27 protein-coding genes are annotated in these 22,905 nt (G+C 33.1%); 3 read left to right on the top strand and 24 right to left on the bottom strand.

The window, feature by feature from the left end; translation table 11 throughout:
* Window positions 1-5 precede the first annotated feature (5 nt).
* The 8 genes from WMO18_RS00525 to WMO18_RS00560 all read right to left on the bottom strand — a co-directional run bounded on the left by WMO18_RS00525 (window position 6) and on the right by WMO18_RS00560 (window position 6,196).
* Window positions 6-824 carry a phosphatidate cytidylyltransferase gene (locus tag WMO18_RS00525; RefSeq protein WP_022506323.1) on the bottom strand — a complete coding sequence of 273 codons (819 nt, stop codon included), beginning with the start codon at window positions 822-824 and terminating at the stop codon, window positions 6-8.
* A gap of 9 nt (window positions 825-833) precedes the next feature.
* Window positions 834-1,574, bottom strand: a complete 741-nt coding sequence (gene uppS, locus WMO18_RS00530; protein ID WP_211147753.1) for an undecaprenyl pyrophosphate synthase — start codon at window positions 1,572-1,574, stop codon at window positions 834-836.
* Between the two features lies 1 nt (window position 1,575).
* Entirely contained in the window at window positions 1,576-2,130 is a 555-nt protein-coding gene (gene frr / locus WMO18_RS00535) for a ribosome recycling factor (RefSeq protein ID WP_211147752.1), read from the bottom strand.
* Window positions 2,131-2,146: 16 nt separating this feature from the next.
* Window positions 2,147-2,854 carry a UMP kinase gene (gene pyrH / locus WMO18_RS00540; protein WP_022506326.1) on the bottom strand — a complete coding sequence of 236 codons (708 nt, stop codon included), beginning with the start codon at window positions 2,852-2,854 and terminating at the stop codon, window positions 2,147-2,149.
* Window positions 2,855-3,013: 159 nt separating this feature from the next.
* The gene (gene tsf / locus WMO18_RS00545) at window positions 3,014-3,925 is read right to left on the bottom strand and encodes a translation elongation factor Ts (RefSeq protein WP_138157864.1); all 912 of its coding nucleotides are present in this window, start codon (window positions 3,923-3,925) and stop codon (window positions 3,014-3,016) included.
* 38 nt (window positions 3,926-3,963) lie between these two features.
* Window positions 3,964-4,695 (bottom strand): 30S ribosomal protein S2, encoded by a 732-nt coding sequence (gene rpsB, locus WMO18_RS00550; RefSeq protein ID WP_022506328.1) that lies wholly within the window; start codon window positions 4,693-4,695, stop codon window positions 3,964-3,966.
* Window positions 4,696-4,890: 195 nt separating this feature from the next.
* Window positions 4,891-5,769 (bottom strand): hypothetical protein, encoded by an 879-nt coding sequence (locus WMO18_RS00555; RefSeq protein WP_211147751.1) that lies wholly within the window; start codon window positions 5,767-5,769, stop codon window positions 4,891-4,893.
* A 133-nt stretch (window positions 5,770-5,902) separates the two neighbouring features.
* Complete coding sequence (locus WMO18_RS00560; RefSeq protein ID WP_022506330.1) at window positions 5,903-6,196, bottom strand: YlmC/YmxH family sporulation protein; 294 nt, start codon at window positions 6,194-6,196, stop codon at window positions 5,903-5,905.
* Between the two features lie 81 nt (window positions 6,197-6,277).
* Between WMO18_RS00560 and WMO18_RS00565 the strand changes: the two genes are divergently transcribed.
* The gene (locus tag WMO18_RS00565; RefSeq protein WP_211147750.1) at window positions 6,278-7,147 is read left to right on the top strand and encodes a DegV family protein; all 870 of its coding nucleotides are present in this window, start codon (window positions 6,278-6,280) and stop codon (window positions 7,145-7,147) included.
* Between the two features lie 53 nt (window positions 7,148-7,200).
* On the opposite strand, the gene WMO18_RS10940 is transcribed toward WMO18_RS00565, so the two are convergent.
* Window positions 7,201-7,296: a DUF3789 domain-containing protein gene (locus WMO18_RS10940; RefSeq protein WP_138157869.1), complete on the bottom strand. Its 96-nt coding sequence runs from the start codon at window positions 7,294-7,296 to the stop codon at window positions 7,201-7,203.
* Between the two features lie 68 nt (window positions 7,297-7,364).
* On the opposite strand from WMO18_RS10940, the gene WMO18_RS00570 reads away from it, so the two are divergent.
* Complete coding sequence (locus WMO18_RS00570) at window positions 7,365-8,156, top strand: sigma-E processing peptidase SpoIIGA (RefSeq protein ID WP_022506152.1); 792 nt, start codon at window positions 7,365-7,367, stop codon at window positions 8,154-8,156.
* Between the two features lie 4 nt (window positions 8,157-8,160).
* Window positions 8,161-8,856 (top strand): RNA polymerase sporulation sigma factor SigE, encoded by a 696-nt coding sequence (gene sigE / locus WMO18_RS00575; RefSeq protein ID WP_211148097.1) that lies wholly within the window; start codon window positions 8,161-8,163, stop codon window positions 8,854-8,856.
* Between the two features lie 69 nt (window positions 8,857-8,925).
* Here sigE and WMO18_RS00580 read toward each other — a convergent pair whose 3' ends face one another.
* From WMO18_RS00580 to WMO18_RS00650, 15 genes are all read right to left on the bottom strand, one after another.
* Complete coding sequence (locus tag WMO18_RS00580) at window positions 8,926-9,243, bottom strand: hypothetical protein (protein ID WP_022506150.1); 318 nt, start codon at window positions 9,241-9,243, stop codon at window positions 8,926-8,928.
* Between the two features lie 75 nt (window positions 9,244-9,318).
* The gene (locus WMO18_RS00585) at window positions 9,319-11,100 is read right to left on the bottom strand and encodes an MORN repeat-containing protein (RefSeq protein ID WP_329979858.1); all 1,782 of its coding nucleotides are present in this window, start codon (window positions 11,098-11,100) and stop codon (window positions 9,319-9,321) included.
* A gap of 63 nt (window positions 11,101-11,163) precedes the next feature.
* On the bottom strand, window positions 11,164-12,132 hold the full coding sequence (pfkA, locus tag WMO18_RS00590; RefSeq protein WP_211148099.1) for a 6-phosphofructokinase: 969 nt from the start codon (window positions 12,130-12,132) through the stop codon (window positions 11,164-11,166).
* 79 nt (window positions 12,133-12,211) lie between these two features.
* On the bottom strand, window positions 12,212-15,721 hold the full coding sequence (locus WMO18_RS00595) for a DNA polymerase III subunit alpha (RefSeq protein WP_367286221.1): 3,510 nt from the start codon (window positions 15,719-15,721) through the stop codon (window positions 12,212-12,214).
* Window position 15,722: 1 nt separating this feature from the next.
* Window positions 15,723-16,970: an exodeoxyribonuclease VII large subunit gene (xseA, locus tag WMO18_RS00600; RefSeq protein ID WP_367286222.1), complete on the bottom strand. Its 1,248-nt coding sequence runs from the start codon at window positions 16,968-16,970 to the stop codon at window positions 15,723-15,725.
* Window positions 16,915-17,847, bottom strand: coding sequence for a tRNA (adenosine(37)-N6)-threonylcarbamoyltransferase complex transferase subunit TsaD (locus WMO18_RS00605; protein ID WP_211148102.1), 933 nt, complete (start codon window positions 17,845-17,847; stop codon window positions 16,915-16,917). The genes xseA and WMO18_RS00605 overlap by 56 nt, the downstream gene beginning before the upstream one ends.
* Window positions 17,847-18,257: a transcription antitermination factor NusB gene (gene nusB, locus WMO18_RS00610; protein ID WP_248004721.1), complete on the bottom strand. Its 411-nt coding sequence runs from the start codon at window positions 18,255-18,257 to the stop codon at window positions 17,847-17,849. Before nusB ends, WMO18_RS00605 begins: the two co-directional genes overlap by 1 nt.
* A gap of 64 nt (window positions 18,258-18,321) precedes the next feature.
* A complete protein-coding gene (locus WMO18_RS00615) occupies window positions 18,322-18,861 on the bottom strand; it encodes a SpoIIIAH-like family protein (RefSeq protein WP_211148103.1) in 540 nt (179 codons plus the stop codon).
* A gap of 2 nt (window positions 18,862-18,863) precedes the next feature.
* Window positions 18,864-19,292: a SpoIIIAG-related protein gene (locus WMO18_RS00620; protein ID WP_367286223.1), complete on the bottom strand. Its 429-nt coding sequence runs from the start codon at window positions 19,290-19,292 to the stop codon at window positions 18,864-18,866.
* The gene (locus WMO18_RS00625; protein ID WP_367286224.1) at window positions 19,293-19,757 is read right to left on the bottom strand and encodes a stage III sporulation protein AF; all 465 of its coding nucleotides are present in this window, start codon (window positions 19,755-19,757) and stop codon (window positions 19,293-19,295) included.
* Window positions 19,754-20,878 (bottom strand): stage III sporulation protein AE, encoded by a 1,125-nt coding sequence (locus WMO18_RS00630; RefSeq protein WP_367286225.1) that lies wholly within the window; start codon window positions 20,876-20,878, stop codon window positions 19,754-19,756. Before WMO18_RS00630 ends, WMO18_RS00625 begins: the two co-directional genes overlap by 4 nt.
* On the bottom strand, window positions 20,875-21,270 hold the full coding sequence (locus tag WMO18_RS00635; protein ID WP_138157882.1) for a SpoIIIAC/SpoIIIAD family protein: 396 nt from the start codon (window positions 21,268-21,270) through the stop codon (window positions 20,875-20,877). Before WMO18_RS00635 ends, WMO18_RS00630 begins: the two co-directional genes overlap by 4 nt.
* Window positions 21,267-21,461, bottom strand: a complete 195-nt coding sequence (gene spoIIIAC, locus WMO18_RS00640) for a stage III sporulation protein AC (protein ID WP_022506138.1) — start codon at window positions 21,459-21,461, stop codon at window positions 21,267-21,269. The genes WMO18_RS00635 and spoIIIAC overlap by 4 nt, the downstream gene beginning before the upstream one ends.
* Before the next feature lie 9 nt (window positions 21,462-21,470).
* Window positions 21,471-21,947 (bottom strand): stage III sporulation protein AB, encoded by a 477-nt coding sequence (locus WMO18_RS00645; protein ID WP_367286226.1) that lies wholly within the window; start codon window positions 21,945-21,947, stop codon window positions 21,471-21,473.
* Entirely contained in the window at window positions 21,937-22,878 is a 942-nt protein-coding gene (locus WMO18_RS00650; RefSeq protein ID WP_211147620.1) for an ATPase, T2SS/T4P/T4SS family, read from the bottom strand. The genes WMO18_RS00645 and WMO18_RS00650 overlap by 11 nt, the downstream gene beginning before the upstream one ends.
* Window positions 22,879-22,905: the final 27 nt, after the last annotated feature.

The following is a 22,905-nucleotide window of genomic DNA, read 5'->3' on the forward strand; positions in this document are numbered from 1 at the left end:
ACCTCTTACATAATAATCACAGTAAATAGTGTTACTACATAAACAAATGGTGCAGTAACAATAACACTATCAAATCTATCCAGCATACCACCATGTCCCGGCATAATGCTACCATAGTCCTTAATGCCAAGAGTTCTCTTAATAATAGAGAATGAAAGGTCACCTAGCATAGATAGTGGTGTATTTACAAGTCCGATAATAATTAATGCCCAATAATTAATGTAATCATAACCGAAAATAAAGTTAAAAATTAGACCGATAATAACGGCACTAAGAATACCTGTCAGAACACCACCGGCTGCACCTTCAATAGTCTTTTTAGGACTAATTTCAGGACAAAGTTTATGCTTACCATATTTAACACCGACAAAATAAGCACCGGCATCAGCAATCCAAGGTACACCCATAATAAGTACTGCATAGAAAGCAGTATAAATATCAAACAATGTTGTTAAGTAAGTCGTTGCACCCATACCTGTTGTGATAAGTACAGTAGTAAAGAATGCATAGGCAATATTCCCTAGTCTGACTTCATGATGGAAGAACACCATCATACAAAGCATTGCAATTAGGTAAATAAAGAATGGCAAGAAATTAAATCTTGTAAATGATACCATTGGCATTGCAAAACCAAAGGCAATACTTAACAAACTGATTCTGTATTCTTTTAATAGTTTCTTGGCTGTTAACACTTCTGACACCATAAGTGCAGTAAGAAGTGAAAGAATAATTGTAGTAAATAGTGGTGAAACAAACTGACTTAATAGCAATACAACTATTACTATTGAAATACCAACACCAGCAGTAATAAGCCTTGTTTTCATATTATCCTCCTAAACCCCACCAAATCGACGGTTTCTCTTGGCATATTCAATTAAGGCGTAATTCATATCATCAAAGTTAAAATCAGGCCACAACTTATCCATAATTACATATTCGGAATATGCAGATTGCCACAATAGGAAGTTGGAAGTTCTATATTCTCCGGATGGTCTAATGATTAAATCAGGATCAGGCTGACCGGCAGTATAGATATTATTTGAAATAGTATCTTCTGTTATGTCATCAACAGAAAGTTCACCATTCTTAACCTTTTCTGCTATAGACTTTGCAGCCATAACCAGTTCATCACGACCACCGTAGTTCATAGCTAGGTTAAGAACCATACCATCTCTGTCTTTACTACCTTCTTCAGCATCAATCATTAGCTTTTGTAAATCCTCAGAAAAGCCATTAATATCACCAATGAACTTTAGCTTAATAACATCATCTTGGAAATCTCTCAATGCTTCTTCAAGGTACTGTTTAAACAGTTTCATCAAAGCATCAACTTCATCTTGAGGTCTTTTCCAATTCTCTGTTGAAAAGGCATACATAGTAAGGTACTTAATGCCAATATCACTACAATAACGAATTATCTTTCTAAAGTTCTTTGCACCGGCAGAATGTCCGGCACTACGAGGTAAGCCTCTTTTCTTTGCCCATCTGCCGTTTCCATCCATAATAATTCCAACATGTTCAGGTAGAATAATGTTGTCTATTGAATATTCTTGTTTTTTTCTAAATAAAGCCATATTAGATTGCCATAATTTCCTTTTGCTTTTTCTCAGAAATAGCATCTATTTCTTTAGTGAATTTATCAGTAATATCCTGAACTTTCTTTTCACCATTTTTCTGGTCATCTTCTGTAATGTCACCGGACTTCTTAAGAGCCTTAATCTTATCAATAGCTTCTCTTCTTGCATTACGAACCTGTACCTTAGATTCTTCAGCCATTTCCCTGATTTCCTTAACAATTTCTTTTCTTCTGTCCTCTGTTAGAGGTGGGAAGTTAAGTCTTAGAACCTTACCGTCATTCTGAGGGTTAATACCAACATCAGACATCTGAATTGCTCTTTCTAGATCCTTTAGCAAAGAAGTATCCCAAGGCTGAACAACAAGTGTTCTAGCTTCTGCAATTGAAACTGCAGCAACCTGATTTACAGGTGTTGGTGTGCCATAGTAATCAACTGTTACCTTATCAAGAACTGCAGGGTTTGCTCTACCTGCACGAATACCACTGTATTCTTCTTCCAGGTGGTTAACTCTTCTCTGCATTTTATCCTTTGTACCATTAATAACTGTTTGCATTTATATATCCTCCAAATTACTTTTCACAAATTGTACCAATATTTTCACCACATACTGCTCTGAAAATATTGTCAGGTTCGTTGACACTAAATACTAATATAGGCATATCGTTATCCTTACATAGTGAAGCAGCTGTGCTATCCATAACAGCTAGGTTATTAGCAAGAACTTCATCATATGTAACCTTATCATACTTCTTAGCATTAGGATTTTTCTTAGGGTCGCTATCATAAACACCATCAACCATAGTAGCTTTCATAATAATGTCAGCATCAATTTCTACTGCACGAAGAGCAGCAGCAGTATCTGTACTAAAGAATGGGTTACCTGTACCACAACCAAAGATTACAACTCTACCCTTTTCAAGGTGACGAACTGCACGGTTACGAATGTATGGTTCAGCAACCTGTGGCATTGAAATTGCAGTCATAACTCTAACATCAACACCTTCTTGTTCAAGTGTGTCCCCAACACCTAAAGCATTGATAGTTGTAGCTAACATACCCATATGGTCTGCTCTTGTTCTATCCATCTTGCCTGAACTTCTGCCACGCCAGAAGTTACCACCACCAACAACAATAGCTACCTGTACACCGGCATCTACACACTTCTTGATTGACTTACAAAAAGTTTCAACTATGTCAAAGTTAATACCTTTCTTTTCATCACCGGCTAGAGATTCACCGGATAATTTAAGAAGAACTCGATTATATTTCTTTTCCATGGAAATTACACTCCTATCCATAATATATATTTTTAGACACTATAATTGTACACTAAACCAAGGAAATTGTAAAGTTAATTATTAATGATTTTTAACAAAAATTATAAACAAAAAAGGCTACCTCGTATGAGATAGCCTTAAATATAAGCAAAAATTAAATTACTTAGTCATTGCTGCAACTTCAGCTGCAAAGTCGTCTTCACGCTTTTCAATGCCTTCGCCCTTTTCAAAACGAACGAATTCAGTAATTTCGATAGAACCACCAAGTTCTTTAGCTGTGTTGTTTGTGTACTGCTGAACAGAAATCTTGTTTTCCTTAACGAAAGCCTGGTCTAGTAGGCAGTTTTCCTTATAGAACTTGCCAATCTTACCCATAACAATCTTATCAGCAATTGCTTCAGGCTTACCTGAGTTAACAACTTCAGCCTTCATAATTTCTTTTTCATGTTCTAGAACTTCTGCAGGAACATCTGATTCCTTTAGATATGGTGTGTTAAGAGCAGCAATCTGCATTGCAACATCCTTACCATATGTTACGAATTCAGGCTTGTCAGCTAGGTCAGTCTTGAAGTTTACAAGAACACCGATAACGCCACCGGCATGAACATAAGCTACACAAGCACCTTCCATTAGCTTGAAACGACGAATCTGAATGTTTTCGCCGATAACAAGAACCTTTTCCTGAAGTAGTTCAGCAACTGTCTTGTCTGTACCTGATGCGTTGCAAGCTAGTAAAGCTTCAACATCAGCAGGATTATTATCAATAACTGTCTGAGCACAAGTATTTACAAATGCCTGGAAATCAGCATTCTTTGCAACGAAGTCAGTTTCAGCATTAACTTCGATTACAACACCCTTCTTGTGATCTTCTGTAGTCATAGCAAAAGCCATACCTTCAGCAGCAACTCTGCTTGCCTTCTTAGCCTGCTTTGCAAGACCCTGTTCTCTTAAAAAGTCAACAGCTTTTTCCATATCGCCGTCTGCTTCAACTAATGCCTTTTTACAGTCCATCATACCGCAGCCAGTCTGTTCTCTTAAAGCCTTAACATCTTTTGCTGTAAATGATGCCATTTATATCATCCTTTCGTGGTAATTATATAGAATATTAATTATTCTTCTTCAGCTGCTTCTTCTTCAACAACTTCAGCAGCACCCATCTGACCTTCTCTGCCTTCGATAACAGCGTCAGCCATTGCACCGGCGATTAGCTTAACTGCACGGATAGCGTCATCGTTACCAGGGATAACATAGTCGATTTCGTCTGGGTCACAGTTTGTATCAACAATAGCAACGATAGGAATATTTAGCTTCTTTGCTTCTGCAACTGCGATTCTTTCTTTTCTTGGGTCGATGATAAATAGAGCACCTGGAAGTTCATCCATGTCCTTAATACCACCTAGGAATTTTTCAAGCTTTTCAATTTCAAGGTTTAGCTTGATAACTTCCTTCTTTGGTAGAAGATCAAATGTACCGTCTTCTTCCATGGCACGAAGCTGCTTTAGACGAGCAACTCTTCTTCTGATTGTTGTGAAGTTAGTCATCATACCACCAAGCCATCTAGCATTTACATAGAAAGCACCGGCACGAAGAGCTTCTTCCTTAACAGATTCCTGAGCCTGTTTCTTTGTACCAACGAAAAGAACGCTCTTACCTTCTGTTGAGATTTCCTTTACGAAGTTATAAGCTTCGTCAAGTTTCTTAACGGTTTTCTGTAAATCAATAATATAGATACCGTTTCTTTCTGTGAAGATGTATTCTGCCATTTTAGGGTTCCATCTTCTTGTCTGGTGACCAAAGTGTACACCAGCTTCTAATAGCTGTTTCATTGAAACTACTGCCATTTTTAATTTCCTCCTTAGGTTAAATCCTCCGTGAGTGTTATTGATTTTAATTGCCGAAGTTAAGTTACCACCATGACAATTAGCACCCACGTGCGTAATGCGATTGATATTTTATCATAAATAAAATAAAAAATCAAGTGCTTTTGTAAGAAAAACACTTGATTTTTTATAGTTTTATGTAATTTTAAGTATTGATTATCTGTCAAAGAACCTTACATCTTTATATGTAAGCAAATAATCTTGTGATTCATGCCATTTGCTTTCACATAGTCTAGGATTATAGAAATATAAAATTCTATGCTGAACTGCTGAATGACCTTCTTCTAGAATGTACTTAACTGCTTTTCTTGCTGCATCATTTGGCTTGTACTTAATACTGCCATCATAACCGTAACCTCTTCTTACAGAATCAATAGATTTAAAGTTGCCCATTACATATGTATCTCTAATAGCCTGAGCTACAAGGCAACAACCGTAAAATCCCATTGAACCGGCTTCACCCATTACAAGTCTGCCTGCAATGTCAAGGTCTTTATCAGTCATCTTGATTTTTACACCATCATACTGATAATTAGGGTCAGGATTTTTAATAGCAATTAAGTAACCGGCAGAAAGTTGTCTTTTCTTAGAGCTTTCACTTGGTTCGGAAAGTGTACGCAACTTAGTACCCTTAACATCTTGATTCTTCTTTACATGGTAATAATCAAGAGTTTCGGTTTCGTACTCTCTTGTAGTAGTTGTTGTTTTAATCTGTTCTTCAGAACCTTTTTCTATTGGAGTTCTGTGGTTTTTCTTAACAGCTACTTGGTATTGCTTTGTTGATGACTGAGTAGTTGGCTTAGTTACCTGATGAGTAGTTGAAGAAATTTCAGCTTCACCAAACATATCAAAGGCATTACCATAACCCATACCAACATACTCGTCACTTTCATCACTATTTAAAGAACCTTTTTCGTCCTCATAAGCAATTTCGGTTAGTGCAGTAACCCTTGGATAAAGTATAGCCAGTGGAGTTAAAGTTATAGCAACAACAAGAAAAACAATCAATAATCTTACTTTCATTGATTTACTCATTAAAATTCCTCTTTAGTTTTTAATTTGAAGAAAAAACCTTCACTAATTATTATATTACTTTAGAATATGTATTTCAACGGATTTTTGCACAAGATATTGTGTTAATTAGTGTGCAACATTACCAAATGAATGGCTATTTTTGTCTTCTGCGTTTAAAACCCCCAAACATTTTCTTAGGTGGTGGTGTAGGGATGTTCCAATCTACAAGGATAGTATCCTCTCCTATTAGACCGATTTTTGACCAAGGAATGATAAAATCTTGCTTTCTGCCTAACAAACCAAAGCACCTAAATCCTCCATAAATTATAAGTGAACAAAGTGTAGCATTACAAGTATCAATCTCTAGGTCATCAACATAACCGATTCTACAACCATTTGAACGATTAATCACCTCCTTATGACGAAGTTCATAAAAACTACAATTCATAGTAACCTCCGTTGACTTTTTAATTTGCCTTTGTTATTATTAATATGTATATAAATTTATTAATATAACCCGGAGGTTAATATGGATTATAAATTATTTTGTGATTCAACTTGTGATTTAACTGATGAAATTGCTAAGAAACAAAATATTGAAATTATCCCTATGCAATTTTCTGTTGATAACAAAAACTACTCTCATTATCTTGATGAAAGAGAAATGACATTAAGCAACTTTTATGCTGCACTTAAAAATGGTGCTAATGTAACAACTGCTCAAGTTCAATACGATACATTTGCAAATAGCTTTGAACCGTTCTTAAAGGAAGGTAAGGATATTATTTATATTTGCTTTACTTCCGGTATGAGTGGCACATATAACACTTGCAAAATTGCAGTTGAAGAATTGAAGGAAAAGTATCCTGAAAGAAAGATTTGTGTAATTGACTCACTTTCAGCTTCTGTTGGTGAAGGCTATCTTGCTTATCTTGCCGGTGTTAAGATGAATGAGGGTGCATCATTTAAAGAACTATGTGACTATATTGAAAATACAAAGATGAAAATTTGTCACTGGTTTGTTGTTGACGATTTAGACCAGCTTAAAAAAGGTGGCAGAATTGGTGCTTTATCAGCAGCTTTCGGTAAGGCATTACAGATTAAGCCTCTTATCTCTGTTGACAATGACGGTAAGCTAATTGCAGTTGCTAAAATCAGAGGTAATATGAAAACATATTCAACTCTAATTGACAGAGCTAACAGAGATGGTGTAAACCTAAAGGAACAAACAGTTTTTATTGCACATGCCGAATGTCCTGAAAAAGCTGAAAAGCTAAAAGAAATGGTTGCTCCACTGGTTAAGGAAGTTAAAATTGTTAAAGTCGGACCAATCATCGGTTCTCATGTTGGTCAAGGTATGTTTGCCCTTACATTCCAAGGTGAAAGAAACTTATCATAATTTTAAATTAATTTTTACAGAAAGAAATCCGTACTCAAATGAGTACGGATTTTTTATCTTTTGTTATGATTTGAAGATTGCAACAGGCACATTAAAAATATTCCTATTAATGCTCCTACAAATAATCCTATAATAAAACCTAAAAGCATATTATTGTTCACCTACCCTTTGACAATTTTATATTAAGGATTATGAGATAATACTTTAGGGTGAGATAATGACTATTTATATTGACACATTAATTTTTTCTAACATTATTATTGATTACCTCTTACTAAGTATTACTACAAAAATTTTGAAAATTAATTACAAATTATACAGAATAATTCTTGGTTCACTATTCGGTGGAATTTCTTCTTTAACTATATTATTACCTTGGGGTAATTTCTTATTCAATTTTGTCGTAAAGCTAACAATAATTTCAATAACAATTCTTATTTCATTTGGTTACATAAATAAAATTACATTTGGTAAAAGAACTTTTGTACTTTTCTTAATTACAAGCTTATTTAGTGGGCTAATACTTTTTATGTTATCAATTATTAAAAGTGATTTTATTATGATGAAAAACAATATAGTTTACTTCAATATCTCCCCTATATTGTTAATTATTTTTACTACTATATCATACTTTATACTTAGTATAATTGAGAAAATTAGGATTGACAGAAAAGATTTAATACACAAAATAACTTTTATTTTCAATGATAATAAATATAGTTTTCTCTCAAAATATGATACTTGTTGCAACATAAAAGAACCATTTAGTGGGAATGAAGCAATATTAGTTGAAAAAGAATTGATAAATACAATAATTGTTCCTGAAGGTAAAATTAGAATTATTCCTTTTAATTCACTTGGAGGTGAAGGATTGATAGAAGGATTTTTGCCTGATGAACTTTACATAGACAATATTAAAATCGAAAAACAAGTTTATATTGGCATTACAAACAACATATTTAAAAATGAAGTGAAGTCTATATTTAACTATAAAAATATATGTGAGTGATTTTATGATTAGACAATTAGTAAATAAAGTAAAGTTAATACTTTGCAAGAATGATGTTTTTTACATTAACAGTAATGAGTCCTTGCCACCACCTTTAACCAAAGAAGAAGAACAAAATCTGTATAATGAAATTTCTCAAGGAAAAGAAAGCAGTAAAAACAAACTTATTGTTCATAACCTAAGGCTAGTGGTTTATATAGCAAAAAAGTTTGAAAATTCCGGTGTACCCATTGATGACTTAATTTCTATCGGTACAATCGGACTTATTAAGGCAGTAAACACATTTTCTCCTGAAAGAAGTATCAAATTAGCTACATATGCAAGTAGATGTATTGAAAATGAAATACTTATGTATCTTAGAAAAACTTCTAATATGAAAAATGAAGTCTCTATTGAAGAACCTCTCAACACCGATTGGGACGGTAATGAACTTTTACTATGTGATATTCTTGGTAGTGAAGCTGACATTGTAAACAAAGATATTGAACAGGAACTTGAGAAAAAGTTACTGCTACAGGCAGTTGACAAACTAAATTCCAGAGAAAAATTGATTATGGAAATGAGGTTTGGATTAAACAGTAAGAAAGAATTTACTCAAAAGCAGGTTGCTGATGAGTTGGGAATATCACAATCTTACATTTCCAGACTTGAGAAAAAAATAATTAAAAGACTTAGAAACGATTTAAAAAAAGTAGTATAAAAAAGAAACACGGTATTGGTATTTCCCTTAGTTTGACTGATTAGAAATACATACCGTGTTTTCTATTATTTATCTGTCCATCTGTGAAGAAACATCTTCGATACCGTCTTCAACATCATCTGCTGCATCTTTTACTGCATCTCCGGCATCTTGAACAACATTACCTGCCTCACCAATTACACCGTCATTATCATTGTTACCGTTTTTATTATTTGTTGAGTTTTCTGTACTTGAAGTCATTTCTGTTGTGGAAGTGGAAGTTTCCGTTGTAGATTCAGTTGTGGATGTAGTAGTTGAGTCAACTTTGCCCTTATCCTTGTTACCACAACCTACAAGAGAAAATGCCAGAATAATTGCCATAAACACAGGTATAATAATTTTTTTCATTTTATCACCTCATAAAAAATTACCGTACCACAAGGTACGGTAATAGTGTGCAACAAAATAATTAAATTATTAGTTTTATGGATAAATAGTTTCAATAATTTTCTTAGCATCATTTACCCATTTAAAGATAGTGATACCACCATCTTCTCTGTATTCAACACAAAGTCCTGATTCTTTGCCGTTTTTGAAGTTTGCAATATATGATAATTTACCATATTTATCAAATCTTGCACCTACACCCTCAGGCTTATTGTTACTCCAAGTACCGGCATGGAATGAACCATCAGATGAACGAACACCTACACCAAAGCCATTACGCTTATTGTCTTTCCATTCACCTGTATAACAAAGACCACCATTCTTATAATAGAATGAACCAAAACCATTTCGCTTATTGTTTTTGTAGTTACCTTCATAAGCAGTTTTGCCATTTGACATTTCAGTTCTACCATAACCATCACGCATACAGTCATCATTAATATCACCGTAGTAACAATACTTTTCATTACCACTATTAATAATTAGATCGGCATTTTTGTCAAATCTTTCTGCTTGTGGTGTTTCGTTAACACTTGTAACTACCTTTGGTGGTTCATTTTCTTTACTGCTATTCATCATTGCATTTAGAACTTCACGCAAGATTTCTTCATTAGTAAAGTTTGGTGCAACCTTAGTATCATCATCAATAGAATTATCTTCCACTGTTTCTTGTTGTTCTGTTGGCTTTTCTTCTACTTGATTTTCTTCAACAGCAGTATTTTCGGTTTCTTCTGCTACATCAGTTTCATCGGTAATATCTTCTGTCTTTTCATCATTAGTATCGGTAGAATTTTCTTCAATATCACTTGATTCATCAGTATTTTCGGAAGTTTCAACTTCTTCTTTTTCTTCATCAACTACTGTCTCATTAATTTCAATGTTGCCTTCAATATTTTCCTCGATAGTTGTAGTTTCTTCCGGTTCAACTGTGTTTTCTGAAGTATCATCATATTCAGTTGAAATAGATTCTACTTCAACTGTATCTTCATTATCTAAAGCAATATTTTCTAAATCTAATGATGAAGAATCTTCAACATCATCAAATACAGATGGGTTGTCTTCTTCATTAAAATCAAAATACTCAGACTTAGAAATATCAAAGGTTTGGTTCATATTTTTCTTTAGATTAAAGTCATTGTCTTTAAAATTAAATCCTGTTTCTCTGTCTTCAGGAGTGTTGTAAACCTTTGGAGCATTTCTATCAGCTATAATAGTTTTTGCTCTTTCTACTTCTCTTTTAACACTTCTGATTTCTTCATCAGTACCAAAATACACAACACCTCTATTTGTTAGGGCTGTAACCGTAATATAAGGATTGCGTTCTGCTAAAATTTCAAGTACTTCATCATCTTCATTAATTTCAAGAAGATGTAAGTCTGCATTAAGGGACTGACCTCTATAATAAAGCACAGGTTCATCACCATTTGTACCACAAGAAACAACAACTGTTTCATTATCTAGAGCAAAAGTAACTGTCTTGATAATATGGTCATTAGAAAATTCAATAGAACTAACCTGCTTACCTTCATCGTTATAAGTTCTTATTTCATAAGAATTGATAGAAACAATAACAGATTCTTCAATGGTCTTTTTGTTCTTCTGAACAACCCACTTCATAGGTTTATTCTTTTCAAGATTGTATGTATATTTAATTGTAAAATCATTGAAATTCTGAACAATTTTGTCGGATTGTCTCTTGTTATGCTCAAAAAAGTTCTTTCTAATCTTTGATAGAATATCATCCTTAACACTATAAGGAATGAAAGAATTAAAAGACATTCCGTAAATTATCAAATTTTCTTCATAAAATGTGGACATAAACTTTGCTCCTTAAAGTAAAGGCACAGTTAATAACTGTGCCTTCATTTAGTAATAATCGGATTACATTGAAATTGTCTTTGCAATTTCATATAGGTGAGTATCAAATACTCTTTCCATATTAAGTGCTTCTGTAATATCGTAGTCAACAATCTTGCCGTCCTTAAGTGCAACAACTCTCTTTGACTTACCTTCTGCAAGAAGTTCAACTGCTTTGTAACCCATTTCTGAAGCAACAACTCTGTCACGAAGTGTTGGAGAACCACCACGCTGAACATGACCAAGAATTGTAGCACGAGATTCAATGCCTGTTCTTCTTTCGATATACTTAGCTAGGTCAACAGAACCACCAACACCTTCAGCAACAACAACGATAAAGTGTTGTTTGCCGTTCTTTCTTGTTTCAAGAATTCTTGAGATAACATCCTGTTCAATGTTGTATGGAACTTCAGGAACTAGAATAGCAGTAGCACCACAACTAATACCTGTCTGAAGTGCAATATCACCACATCTTCTACCCATAACTTCAACAACAGAACATCTATCATGTGACTGTGAAGTATCACGGATTTTATCAACCATTTCCATTGCTGTGTTCATAGCAGTATCGAAACCTACTGTATAGTCAGAACAAGCAATATCATTATCTATAGTACCTGGGATACCAATACAAGGAACACCAGCATCTGAAAGAGCTCTAGCACCCATAAATGAACCATCACCACCGATAACAACAACACCTTTAACGCCCATATCCATACAGTTTTGAGCAGCATGTTGGATACCTTCAGGAGTCTGGAACTCTTTACTTCTAGCAGTATAAAGAATTGTACCACCTAAGCTAATAATATTTGTAACAGAACGAAGATCCATTTCTACAAAATCTTTCTTTAGAAGTCCACGGTAACCTCTCTTGATACCAAGAACATTAAAGCCTTTGTTGATACCTGAACGAACAACTGCTCTTACGGCAGCATTCATACCTGGTGCGTCGCCACCACTAGTTAGCACTGCGATTGCATCTTTTGCCATTGTTAATTCCCCCTGGATATTATTTACTTTATCATTATAATACATAAGTACGGTAATAATCAAGTATAATTTTCTGTTTTTACTTAATTACAACATTTTCTTTACCTAATATGTAGTATAATTCATCAATTAGCACATCATTTACATCAGCCCACAAGGCACGAGGGGCTTTGTACTGTTTGTTTTCATCGGTAACATAAAAGATAACCATTGTACTTCCAGAGAAAATTTCAAGAATATTTTTTACTTTCTTAAATTTTTTACTATTTCTACTAGTAATCCTTAAGTACAGTTTATCAGGTTTTACTATTCTTTTGTTGTCGATTCTTGTTATTGGAGATAACTTTTTTTCTCTTCTACTTGGTAATTCTGTTGGAATGTTATCTTTTGGTGGTGCAGGTCTGATTTGATTGACAATCACCTTAGGGTCTTCATTTTCCCTTTTATTGACAGTACCAATCATTTCAACAATATTACTTTCAAAAATATAGTTACCATAGTCAGCTAAAGTTTTTGGGAAGATAATTGCCTCCATCATACCGTATTTATCTTCTACATTAAGGAAAGACATCATTTGGTTTGACTTTGTAATTTTGTTCTTTACCTTATCAATAATCACAAATAGTTTAATCTGCTGACCGTCTCTGTAACGCATATTATCTTTATTGATTACATCACCTACCCTATCAGCTCGGATAAGTTTTGCATAATTATCATATTGTGATAAAGGATGACCACTAAGGTACATACCTGCAATTTCTTTTTCCATTGCTAATAGTTCAGAAAATGGAAATTCAGAAACATCAGGCATATTAACCGTTTTTGTATTTTCTTCTTTACTGTCACCCATATCAAAGAAAGAAAGCTGACCTTCTACATTTTTTCTATGGTCATATTCTAAATTTTCAAGAATATTTTTATAAACAGAAAGCATTTGCTTTCTGTTTGCCCCTAAGTTATCTAAAGCACCAGACTTAATCAGACTTTCGATACCTCTGCTATTCATATTCTTGCCATATAGTCTTTTGCAAAAATCATAAAATGAAGTGAATTTTCCATTCTTTCTTTCTTCAATTATTTCATCAATAAAGTTTCTGCCTAAATTCTTTATTGCTAAAAGTCCAAAACGGATATTATTGTCAACAGGTGTAAATCCACTATATGAATAATTTACACTTGGTGGTAATACTTTGATACCGATATGCTCACATTCTTCAATATATACAGAAAGTTTGTTTTGGTTATCAAGTACACTGGTTAATAATGATGCCATATAGTACTTTGGATAATAACACTTTAGATATGCAGTTTGGTAAGAAACTGTTGCATAAGAAGCTGCGTGAGATTTGTTGAAAGCATAGGAAGCAAAACTTTCCATTTCATTATAAATAGAATTTGCAGTTGCTTTATCTACACCTCGTCTAATACAACCCTCTACTTCAACTTCACCTTTTTCATTTACAAGACCGTTAATGAAAATTTCTCTTTCCTTTTCCATAACATCATGCTTTTTCTTACTCATGGCTCTTCTTACAATATCAGCTCTACCTAGTGAGTAACCGGCAAGTTTACGGAAAATCTGCATTACTTGTTCTTGATAAACAATACAACCGTAAGTAACCTTTAAAATATCTTCAAGTAATGGGTGTTTATATTTAATTTTGCTTGGATTATGGCGATTTTCAATATATGTTGGAATACTATCCATTGGTCCGGGACGATACAAAGAAATAACTGCAATTAAGTCTTCAAGGCTATTAGGTTTTAGCTGAGTTAGAACTCTTTTCATACCGGCACTTTCAAACTGGAACACACCTTCCGACTGACCTTTTGACATCATATCAAAAACGCCTTTGTCATCTAAAGGTATATTTTCTATTGAAAAATCTTTATTTTCCCTATGAATCATTTTAACTGCATCATCAATAACGGTTAAGTTACGAAGTCCTAGGAAATCCATTTTTAGAAGTCCAAGTTCTTCTAAGGTTGTCATAGTAAACTGAGTTACTACATTATCGTCATTCTTTGAAAGTGGTACATAGTCAGATACAGGGTCTTTGGTAATTACAACACCGGCAGCATGCATTGTTGCATGGCGAGGCATACCTTCAATTTGCTTACTCATATCAATAAGGTCTTTGATTTGAGTATCTGTATCATACATTTTCTTTAAATCAGGATTTTGTTGAAGTGCTTTATCAAGTGTCATACCGATTTCGAATGGTATTAGTTTTGCTACTTGGTCACATACTGCATATGAAACACCTGTTGCTCTGCCTACATCACGAACAACACCTCTTGCTTGCATTGTACCAAATGCAATAATTTGGGCTACTTTATCCTTACCGTACTTATCAATAACATACTGAATAACTTCAGGTCGTCTTTTATTGCAAAAGTCAATATCAAAGTCAGGCATTGACACTCTTTCAGGGTTTAAAAATCTTTCAAAAAGTAAATCGTACTTTATAGGGTCAATACCTGTAATACCGATACAATAGGCACAAAGTGAACCTGCACCTGAACCTCTACCCGGTCCTACAGGAATACCACTACCCTTTGCAAACTGTACAAAGTCATTAACGATTAGGTAGTAATCAACAAAACCCATTGACTTAATAACACCTAGTTCATACTCAAGTCTATCTACAATAGATTTATCGGGATTACTGCCATAATGCTTGTACAAACCCTCATAACAATTTCGCTTAAAATATTCGTAATGGTCCTCATTATTTGGTACATCAAAATTAGGAAGTTTCCTTACACCAAACTCAAATTCTACATTACATCTATCTGCAATTTTCTGCGTATTTTCATAAGCAGAAGTAAGGTCAGGAAAAAGACTTTTCATTTCTTCTTCTGTCTTTAAATAGAATTCATCTGTTTGAAATTTCATTTTATCTTCATCATAGATAGTATGGTTAGTTTGAATACAAAGTAGCACTTCATGCATTTTGCTTTCTGACTTTTCAATATAATGACAGTCATTTGTAACTACCATAGGAATAGTCAGTTCACTTGAAATTTGCTTAATTTTATCTGCTACTAAAATTTCTTCCTTTATATTATGGTTTTGAAGTTCAAGGAAATAATTATCTTTACCAAACAAATCCTGATAATACTTTGCAACTTCTTTTGCACCCTTATAATCATTAGCCAAAATTCTCTGTGGCACTTCACCGGCTAAACAAGCAGAAAGACAAATTAAACCCTCATGATACTTTTCAAGTAATTCTCTGTCAATTCTTGGTTTCTTATAAAAGCCCTCAGTAAAGCCGGCTGAAACTAATTTGATTAAGTTCTGATAGCCTTTATTATTCTCGCAAAGTAAAATCAAGTGGTAATAATCTCTGTCTTGTTGAAACCTCGAATTAGGTGCAACATAAACTTCACAACCAATAATAGGCTTAATACCGTTCTTTTTACATGCTCTATAAAAGTCAATTACACCATACATTACACCATGGTCAGTAATTGCCAAAGCATTCATATTTTTTTCTTTACATGCAGAAGCGAGCCTATCAATACGACAGGCTCCATCTAATAAACTATATTCACTATGTAAATGTAAATGAACAAAAGCCATTTTACTCACCTATAACTTTAGAAATAATCTTGCCATCTGTAACATTAATAGCAAGTGTATCTCCATTTTTAACATCCTTAACTGAAGTGACGGTTTTATCATTATTTGTAACAACAGAATAACCTCTTTTTAGAGTTGATACCGGATTTAGTGACTCTAGTTTTGTTGCCAGAAGTTCAATTTTGTTAGCAGTATTCTGGAATATTCTGTTACTGTTATTCTCATACTTTTGACTTAGAAAATCTAAGTCATTATATAATTTTGCAATTTTATCATCCGGTGAAAGTGACAATAATTTTGTTGTCATTTCTGAAATAATATTCTTATTTTCAATTAACTTTTTATCCATTAATGAGGATAAATATTGTCTTTGGGCATCTAGATTTTGCAAAATTTCGTTTCTATCAGGCACTGCAAGTTCTGCACCTGCTGATGGAGTTGGTGCTCTTAAATCAGACACAAAGTCGCAAATTGTAAAGTCGGTTTCGTGACCTACTGCTGAAATTACAGGAATGTGGCTATTATAAATTGCATAGGCTAAATTCTCGTCATTAAATGCCCATAAATCTTCAATGGAACCACCACCTCTACCGATGATGATGGTATCACACAAATCATATTCATTTAACTTATTAACTGCATCAATAAGTTGAGGAACAGCATTATCACCTTGAACAAGAACAGGACATAGAACAATATTAACTGAAGGAAATCTTCTGGTTAAAATATTCTTTATATCTTGTACTGCTGCACCTGTTGGGCTGGTAATTACACCAATAGTCTTTGGACAATATGGAATAGGTTTCTTATGACTTTCATCAAACAGACCCTTTGACTGCAATTTTTCTTTCAGTTGTTCATAGGCTTGATATAAAGCACCTATACCGTCAGGTTGCATATCTTCAATATAATACTGATACTGACCGGTAGCCTCATACAAAGTAACTCTACCTCGGCAAATTACTTTCATACCCTCCATAGGTTTAAACTTTAGGTTACGGGCATTTCCGGCAAACATAACTGCACGAATAACAGACTTGTTATCCTTTAGAGAAAGGTAAATATGACCACTTCTATAATGGTCAGTTAGGTTAGAAATCTCACCACACAAAAAGACATAATTAAGCCTTTGGTCACTATCCAATATTGACTTAACATAAAAATTCAGTTGTGAAACAGTTAAAATTTTAGGTTCAACCGGTAGCATCTTTCCATCCTCTATATGCAAGGCAAGAAATACCAACTGCATTATCTGTTGAATATTCAGGCTTTGCAAAAACACAATCTAATCTTTTTTCCATACTTTCTCTAATTATGCTATTGCTCATAACACCACCTGCAAAAACCAGAGGCAAATCTCCGTACTTATCTTTTAAAGCAATAGCCATTTTATAGATAGTTTCTTCAATATACTTTAAGCAATAAAAAGCAACTTCTTCTTTAGGTACATTATTTTCTATCATTTTTTTACATTGATTTTCAACACCACTGATACAACAATTTGTACCTTTTAGTGTTGGTTTAGGTTTTACTTTACCTTTAAAATTAAGTGCAAATTTTTCAAGTTCTTTACCACAAGGAAAAGTACAACCTAGAAGTAAACCAATTCTGTCAACTGCTTGACCTGCATTTAAGTCAAGTGTATTGGCTACTAAATCAATATTAAAATCTTCATCAACAAGCAAAGCCTCAGTTGTACCACCACTAACATGAAAAGAAATAAACTTCTTACCTATTAAGTCAAGTCTATTAGCTGAATAAAGTACTGAAACAATATGGCCATGTTGATGGGTAAATTCATACAAAGGTATATTTAGTAATGCTGAAAGTGACCTTGCTAAACCAAGTCCCACAGTAAAACAAGGCATATAACTGCCCTCTACAGGTCTAGGCTTTGCTGATACACCTACTGCTGTAATAGGCTTGTCAATATACTTCTTAATTTCTTCTACAAGGTCAGGAAGTTGCTGAGTATGGTGAAAAACTGCATCACTTTGACGAATACCTTTCTCACCGGCTTTAACAGGTAACAGCTTTCTTGCACTATAGTCCTTGCGGTTGTCACTATCATACAAAGCAACTGATGTTGTATAGTTGCTTGTATCTATTCCAAGAAACAAAGGCATTATAAATCCCTTGCAATAGCACCCAGTACGCCATTGACAAATTTATATTCATCTTCACCTGAGAACTTCTTACTTAGTTCTACTGCCTCATTGATAGTTACATTTGCCGGAATATCATCAAGGTATTTTAGTTCATAAACTGCTAGACGCATAATACTTAGGGAAACTTTATTAAGTCTTTCAATTTTCCATTTGCCTGTTAAATGTGAAGAAATAATTTCATCAATTTCTTCAACATGCTGAGTTACACCATCAGCACATTTTAGGGCAAAATCTGAATAAGTATCATCTCTTGATTCTTCAGCACATTCTGAAATTTCTTCTATTGAACTATTTGTAAATAGCTTTTCAAAACAAATTAAAAAAGCCTGTTCTCTCTCTTCACGGCGTGTAATATTGTTATCACTCATAATTACTATCTCCTCAAAAATATTAATGTGATTATATCATATTTTTAAGGTAATGTAAATATAGCTAAATCTCAGTTATTGTGATATTTTCAAAATTTATGCCTGTTTGACCATATACAACATCCTTGATAATCATAGGACTTGACTTTTTCATATCTTCTTTCGGTACTACAACAGAACAACCCTTTTCTGTAATACAACATAGACAATCTGTAAAGCCTTTTGCTTTTAGTAGGTTTTCAATATTGGTTTGGTATGTAATATACTTTTCGATTTTTTCTGCTTGAGTCTTTGCACTTTCCTTTGAGTCAGTTGATGAGTCGGATTTTTCCAGCACTTCCTTTGCAATATCCACAACCTTATCTTGGGACTGTTCTCTCTTGGTTCTGGCGTCAGCAAAGTAATTTGATTGTTTTGAAGATAAATTTGTCTTTGACGGTGAAGTTACTGTTGTATCATTATTTACATATTCAGCAGCACCCAGTTCTTTTGTTGAAGAAGTCAGTAGAGTATTATCTCCACCAAACTGCCAATTTAAATATACTGCTGCACCTAAGGCAATTACTAAGGCAGCTACTATTAAATTTCTTTTTTTCATTTTCATAACTATTTCTCCTTTAGCTTAGTTATACAAACTTTATCTGATGAAATATTTAAAGTTTTTGTAACTGATTCCAGTACAGTTTCTTTTATTTCAGGATTATTTGCACCTGTACAAATAACAAGTACACCTCTAACTGCAGGTTCAATTTCTTTTACTTTGGTATCATCTGTATAAATTTGTTCTGCTGAGTTTTCCATTGTTATCATCACCTTCGCATTTCCTACACCTTCTATTGACTCAACCATATCTTTAATTCTTGTTTCTTGGGTAGATTGATAATCACTTATTGAGTGAGGACTAATAGTATCATCACTACTTTTACTTGAAAAAAATGTAGAACAAAATATTAATGCAATTCCTATAATTCCAATAATATAAATCACTCTTATTAAATTTTTATCTTGCTTAAGCTTTTGTAACTTTTCTTTCATTTACTGCTCCAAAATTATCTGTGGTGTAACACTGAAATTTTCTTTAATAAGGTTAGTTATTTTGCTACTTGTTAACTGATTATCATTAGTAATATATATGCTGATTAACTCAATAATTATGCCATTATTTTGGTCTGTTTTTAGAGTTACTACTGCATTATTTATATTGATGTTATTCTGCTCTAGGATTGACTTAACAGATTTTTCTAGGTTGGTTTTTGTTGTAGAAAGGACTTTTTCGTTATATTCTTCCGATATTTTCGTTTCATTTGGCATATTAATATTTATTTTATTATTTTCCGTAAATAAAGACTTTACGGGCATTATCATAGTAATTACAAGTACAGTAGAAATTATAAGGTTAAGTGTCTTTCTTGTTCCACCCTCAGGTACTAAAAACTTCACTAAAATACAAGCAACTGTACATATGCATAACATTACTGCTGTATTGCTGATTAAGTTCATGTACCATTCCCCATTGTTAAAATTATTGCAGTACTGATTACATAAATAGCCATTACACATAAGATAATTACAAGTAAAGTAGTAAGTACTGTACTGCAAGATTTTATAATTGATATTGGTCCTTTGATACCTAACATATTACCTATGCCACCGGTTATATTTAGTGAGATTATCCACAATAAACAATGAATTATAATAGGTAAAAATACAATCATTACACTAATAATTACAAAGACACCTAGTCCGGTTTTTAGTAAGCACATACTACCTTGAATTGTTTTATATGCTTCTGATAAAGCTGAACCTACTATAGGAATAAATGATGATAATGTAAACCTTACCGCTCTGGTGGAAATTGAATCTGCTGATGTGGTAATTAAAGTTTTAAAGGTTAGTAAACCTGAGAAAACTGTCATTGCAAAACCGATTATCCACTTTATAATTTTGGATATTTCATTTATAATGCCTTGCATATTAAGGTCAGAAGAAATTGCAAAAGTAACAGAAAGTCCCAAAAATACACTTAATAAAGGTGAAACAATATTCTTTGCAATATAAGTAACACCTTCACCTACCATAACAACCAATGAATAATATGATGCACCTGTGATACTTTGTCCATTTGTAATTAGTATTACTGCCATAATGGGTATATACAGTAGCATAAAACTACCGGCATTGTTAATTGACTCTATTGCTCTATTTATAACAGAAATTACAGGTGATGAGATTGAAAGGGTAACTAATAATACAAAAACTGTATCTGTAATGCACTTTAGCTCTTTATTCTTTAGACCATCCCTAAAATTATCAAATACTGAATAAATAAGAAGTAAAGAAAGAATTAGTGCTGATGAAGAAAATGGTGTTACTCCCTCATCATTTACAATATCAAAAATTTTGTGAAATACATTTGAAAAAGACATATTGATTATACTGTTGTAGTCCTTTTCATCTACACCAAAATCTTTTAGAATTTCTTTACTTTTATCATCAAGGCTATCGGTAAGTGTACCACCACCGATTTCTTCTAAAGCATCTGAATAAGTACTTGCATAACATTTTGTTGTAAGTGAAAGTGGTATTAAAAGTATTATAAGAATTACAACTATCTTTTTCATTGTACACCTGCTAAAGATAGTGAGATTTTCAGTACTTCTTTAAATAAAGGAATTGCCATTACAAGGGTAATTACTTTACCTGCAAAAGAAATTTGTGAGGACAATGAATTACAACCACTTTCCTTGCACATATCACAACAAAATTCCGTTAAGAAACATATGCCTGTACACTTTAGAAGAATTGTTACATACTCAGTATTTATATTTACACTTTTGAATAGAAGATTTATGTAATCTACTACATCAACAATATAGTCAAGAATATAAAGTAAAACGATAATTGAAGTTGTTATTATGATTATTAAGGATATTGATGGATGGGTATTTTTTAAGGCAATAGAAAGTACAAATGCAACAACTGCTACCGAACAGACTAATAATATTTCGCTCATAAACCAAACACCGACTTTATTGTGTCAAATAATGTGCTGATTTGTGAAATTATCATCATTAGTGCTACTATTAGACCCATTATAGTGGTTAACAAGGCTTGTTCTTCTCTACCACTACGAATTAGCAATTGATTTAGCACTGCAACAATAATTCCTATTGCTGCAATTTTGAATATCATATCTACTTCCATAAAATCACCTTAAATAAATAACACTACAAATGCCAGTCCCAAAAACAGACCTAACATTCTGTAGAGTTTTCCTTTATTTTTTATGTCTTCTTTTGAGAGTTTATATTGTTCTGAAAAAAGTTCTTGATACATTTTTATATGGGATAATTCACCGTCAATATCTGTTGTTCCTAAATCTTTGAAAAATGATGATAAAAGTTCTCTATCTTTATTATTAAAATTGAGATTTTCTATTATTTTTTCATAGTAGTTATTTTCTGCATTTTTCAGTGGTGCAAGTTCATCATCGGCTAAGTTGAAAACAATTTCTTCTATATCATCTTTTCTAAATGTTATTGTTGCTTGTAATCTATTTAGGAACAGAAGTATTGTGGAAAGGTATTTTCTTCTTCTTTGTAATTTATAGGACATATAAAAGCCTATTGAAGTAAAGAAAGTGAATGCAAAAAACAAACCTATATATTTTAAAATCAATTTATTTACCAATTTCTTTCATACTGATTATTGAGTCAACTGTACAAGGAGTACCTATATTTTTCAGCATTACAACTGAAGAAAAGCCGTTAAGTTCTTGGAGTTTCTTAAAAATCACTTTGTTCTTTAGTTCAAACGGTGATGATGAATGAATGGTAGCTATGAAATTAACACCGGAATTAAGTCCATAAGAAATAGCTTTTACTTCTTCTTCGGTAACTATTTCATCACAAACCACATAGTCAGGTGCCATATTTCTTACAGAATGTTCAATAGCATCTGTCTTTTTGTACATAGAATACACATCACAGTTACCTAAATCTTTGGTTAACTCACCTCTATAGGTTGAAGAAATTTCATTACGACTATCAATAACACAAACTTTCTTACCATAATTTAGAGAAAGTTCTCTTGCTAAATCCCTAATTAAAGTTGTTTTGCCTGAACAAGGCTTGCCACAAATTAAGATACTGCCAAAATTATTATTAAGTTGCTCAAGTAAATTTCTACTGCAACCTATATACTCTCTTGCAATTCTAACATTTAAGGAAGTAATATCCTTTACATTAACTAAGTCACCTTTAGAATAGACACCTGTACCGGAAATACCCATTCTATGACCACCATTAATAGTGATGAAACCATTTGAAATTTCTTGCTGACGGTTATACACAGAATATGTACAAGCTTTTGTAAAAGTTTCTGTAATTTCAATTTTAGATACTTTAATGTAGTTTAGGTTGTTAAACAAATCAGCAGTAAAGGACTTGTCCGTTAAATAGTAAGTTACACTTTCACAAGTTAAGGCAACAGGTCTGTTAGTTCGTAAACGAATTTCCTGAATATTTTCCTTGATTTCACTAGGTAGTTTACTGATTGAATGTACAATTCTTTCCGGTAAAATCTTGAAAATATCCTTTAACACATCATAAGTTTTGTCCATAAATTTCATTCCTTTCTGTAAATCATA

Origin of the sequence: Ruminococcoides intestinihominis (genome assembly GCF_040096285.1) — a bacterium.
In the GTDB taxonomy this organism is placed as follows: Bacteria; Bacillota; Clostridia; order Oscillospirales; family Acutalibacteraceae; genus Ruminococcoides; species Ruminococcoides intestinihominis.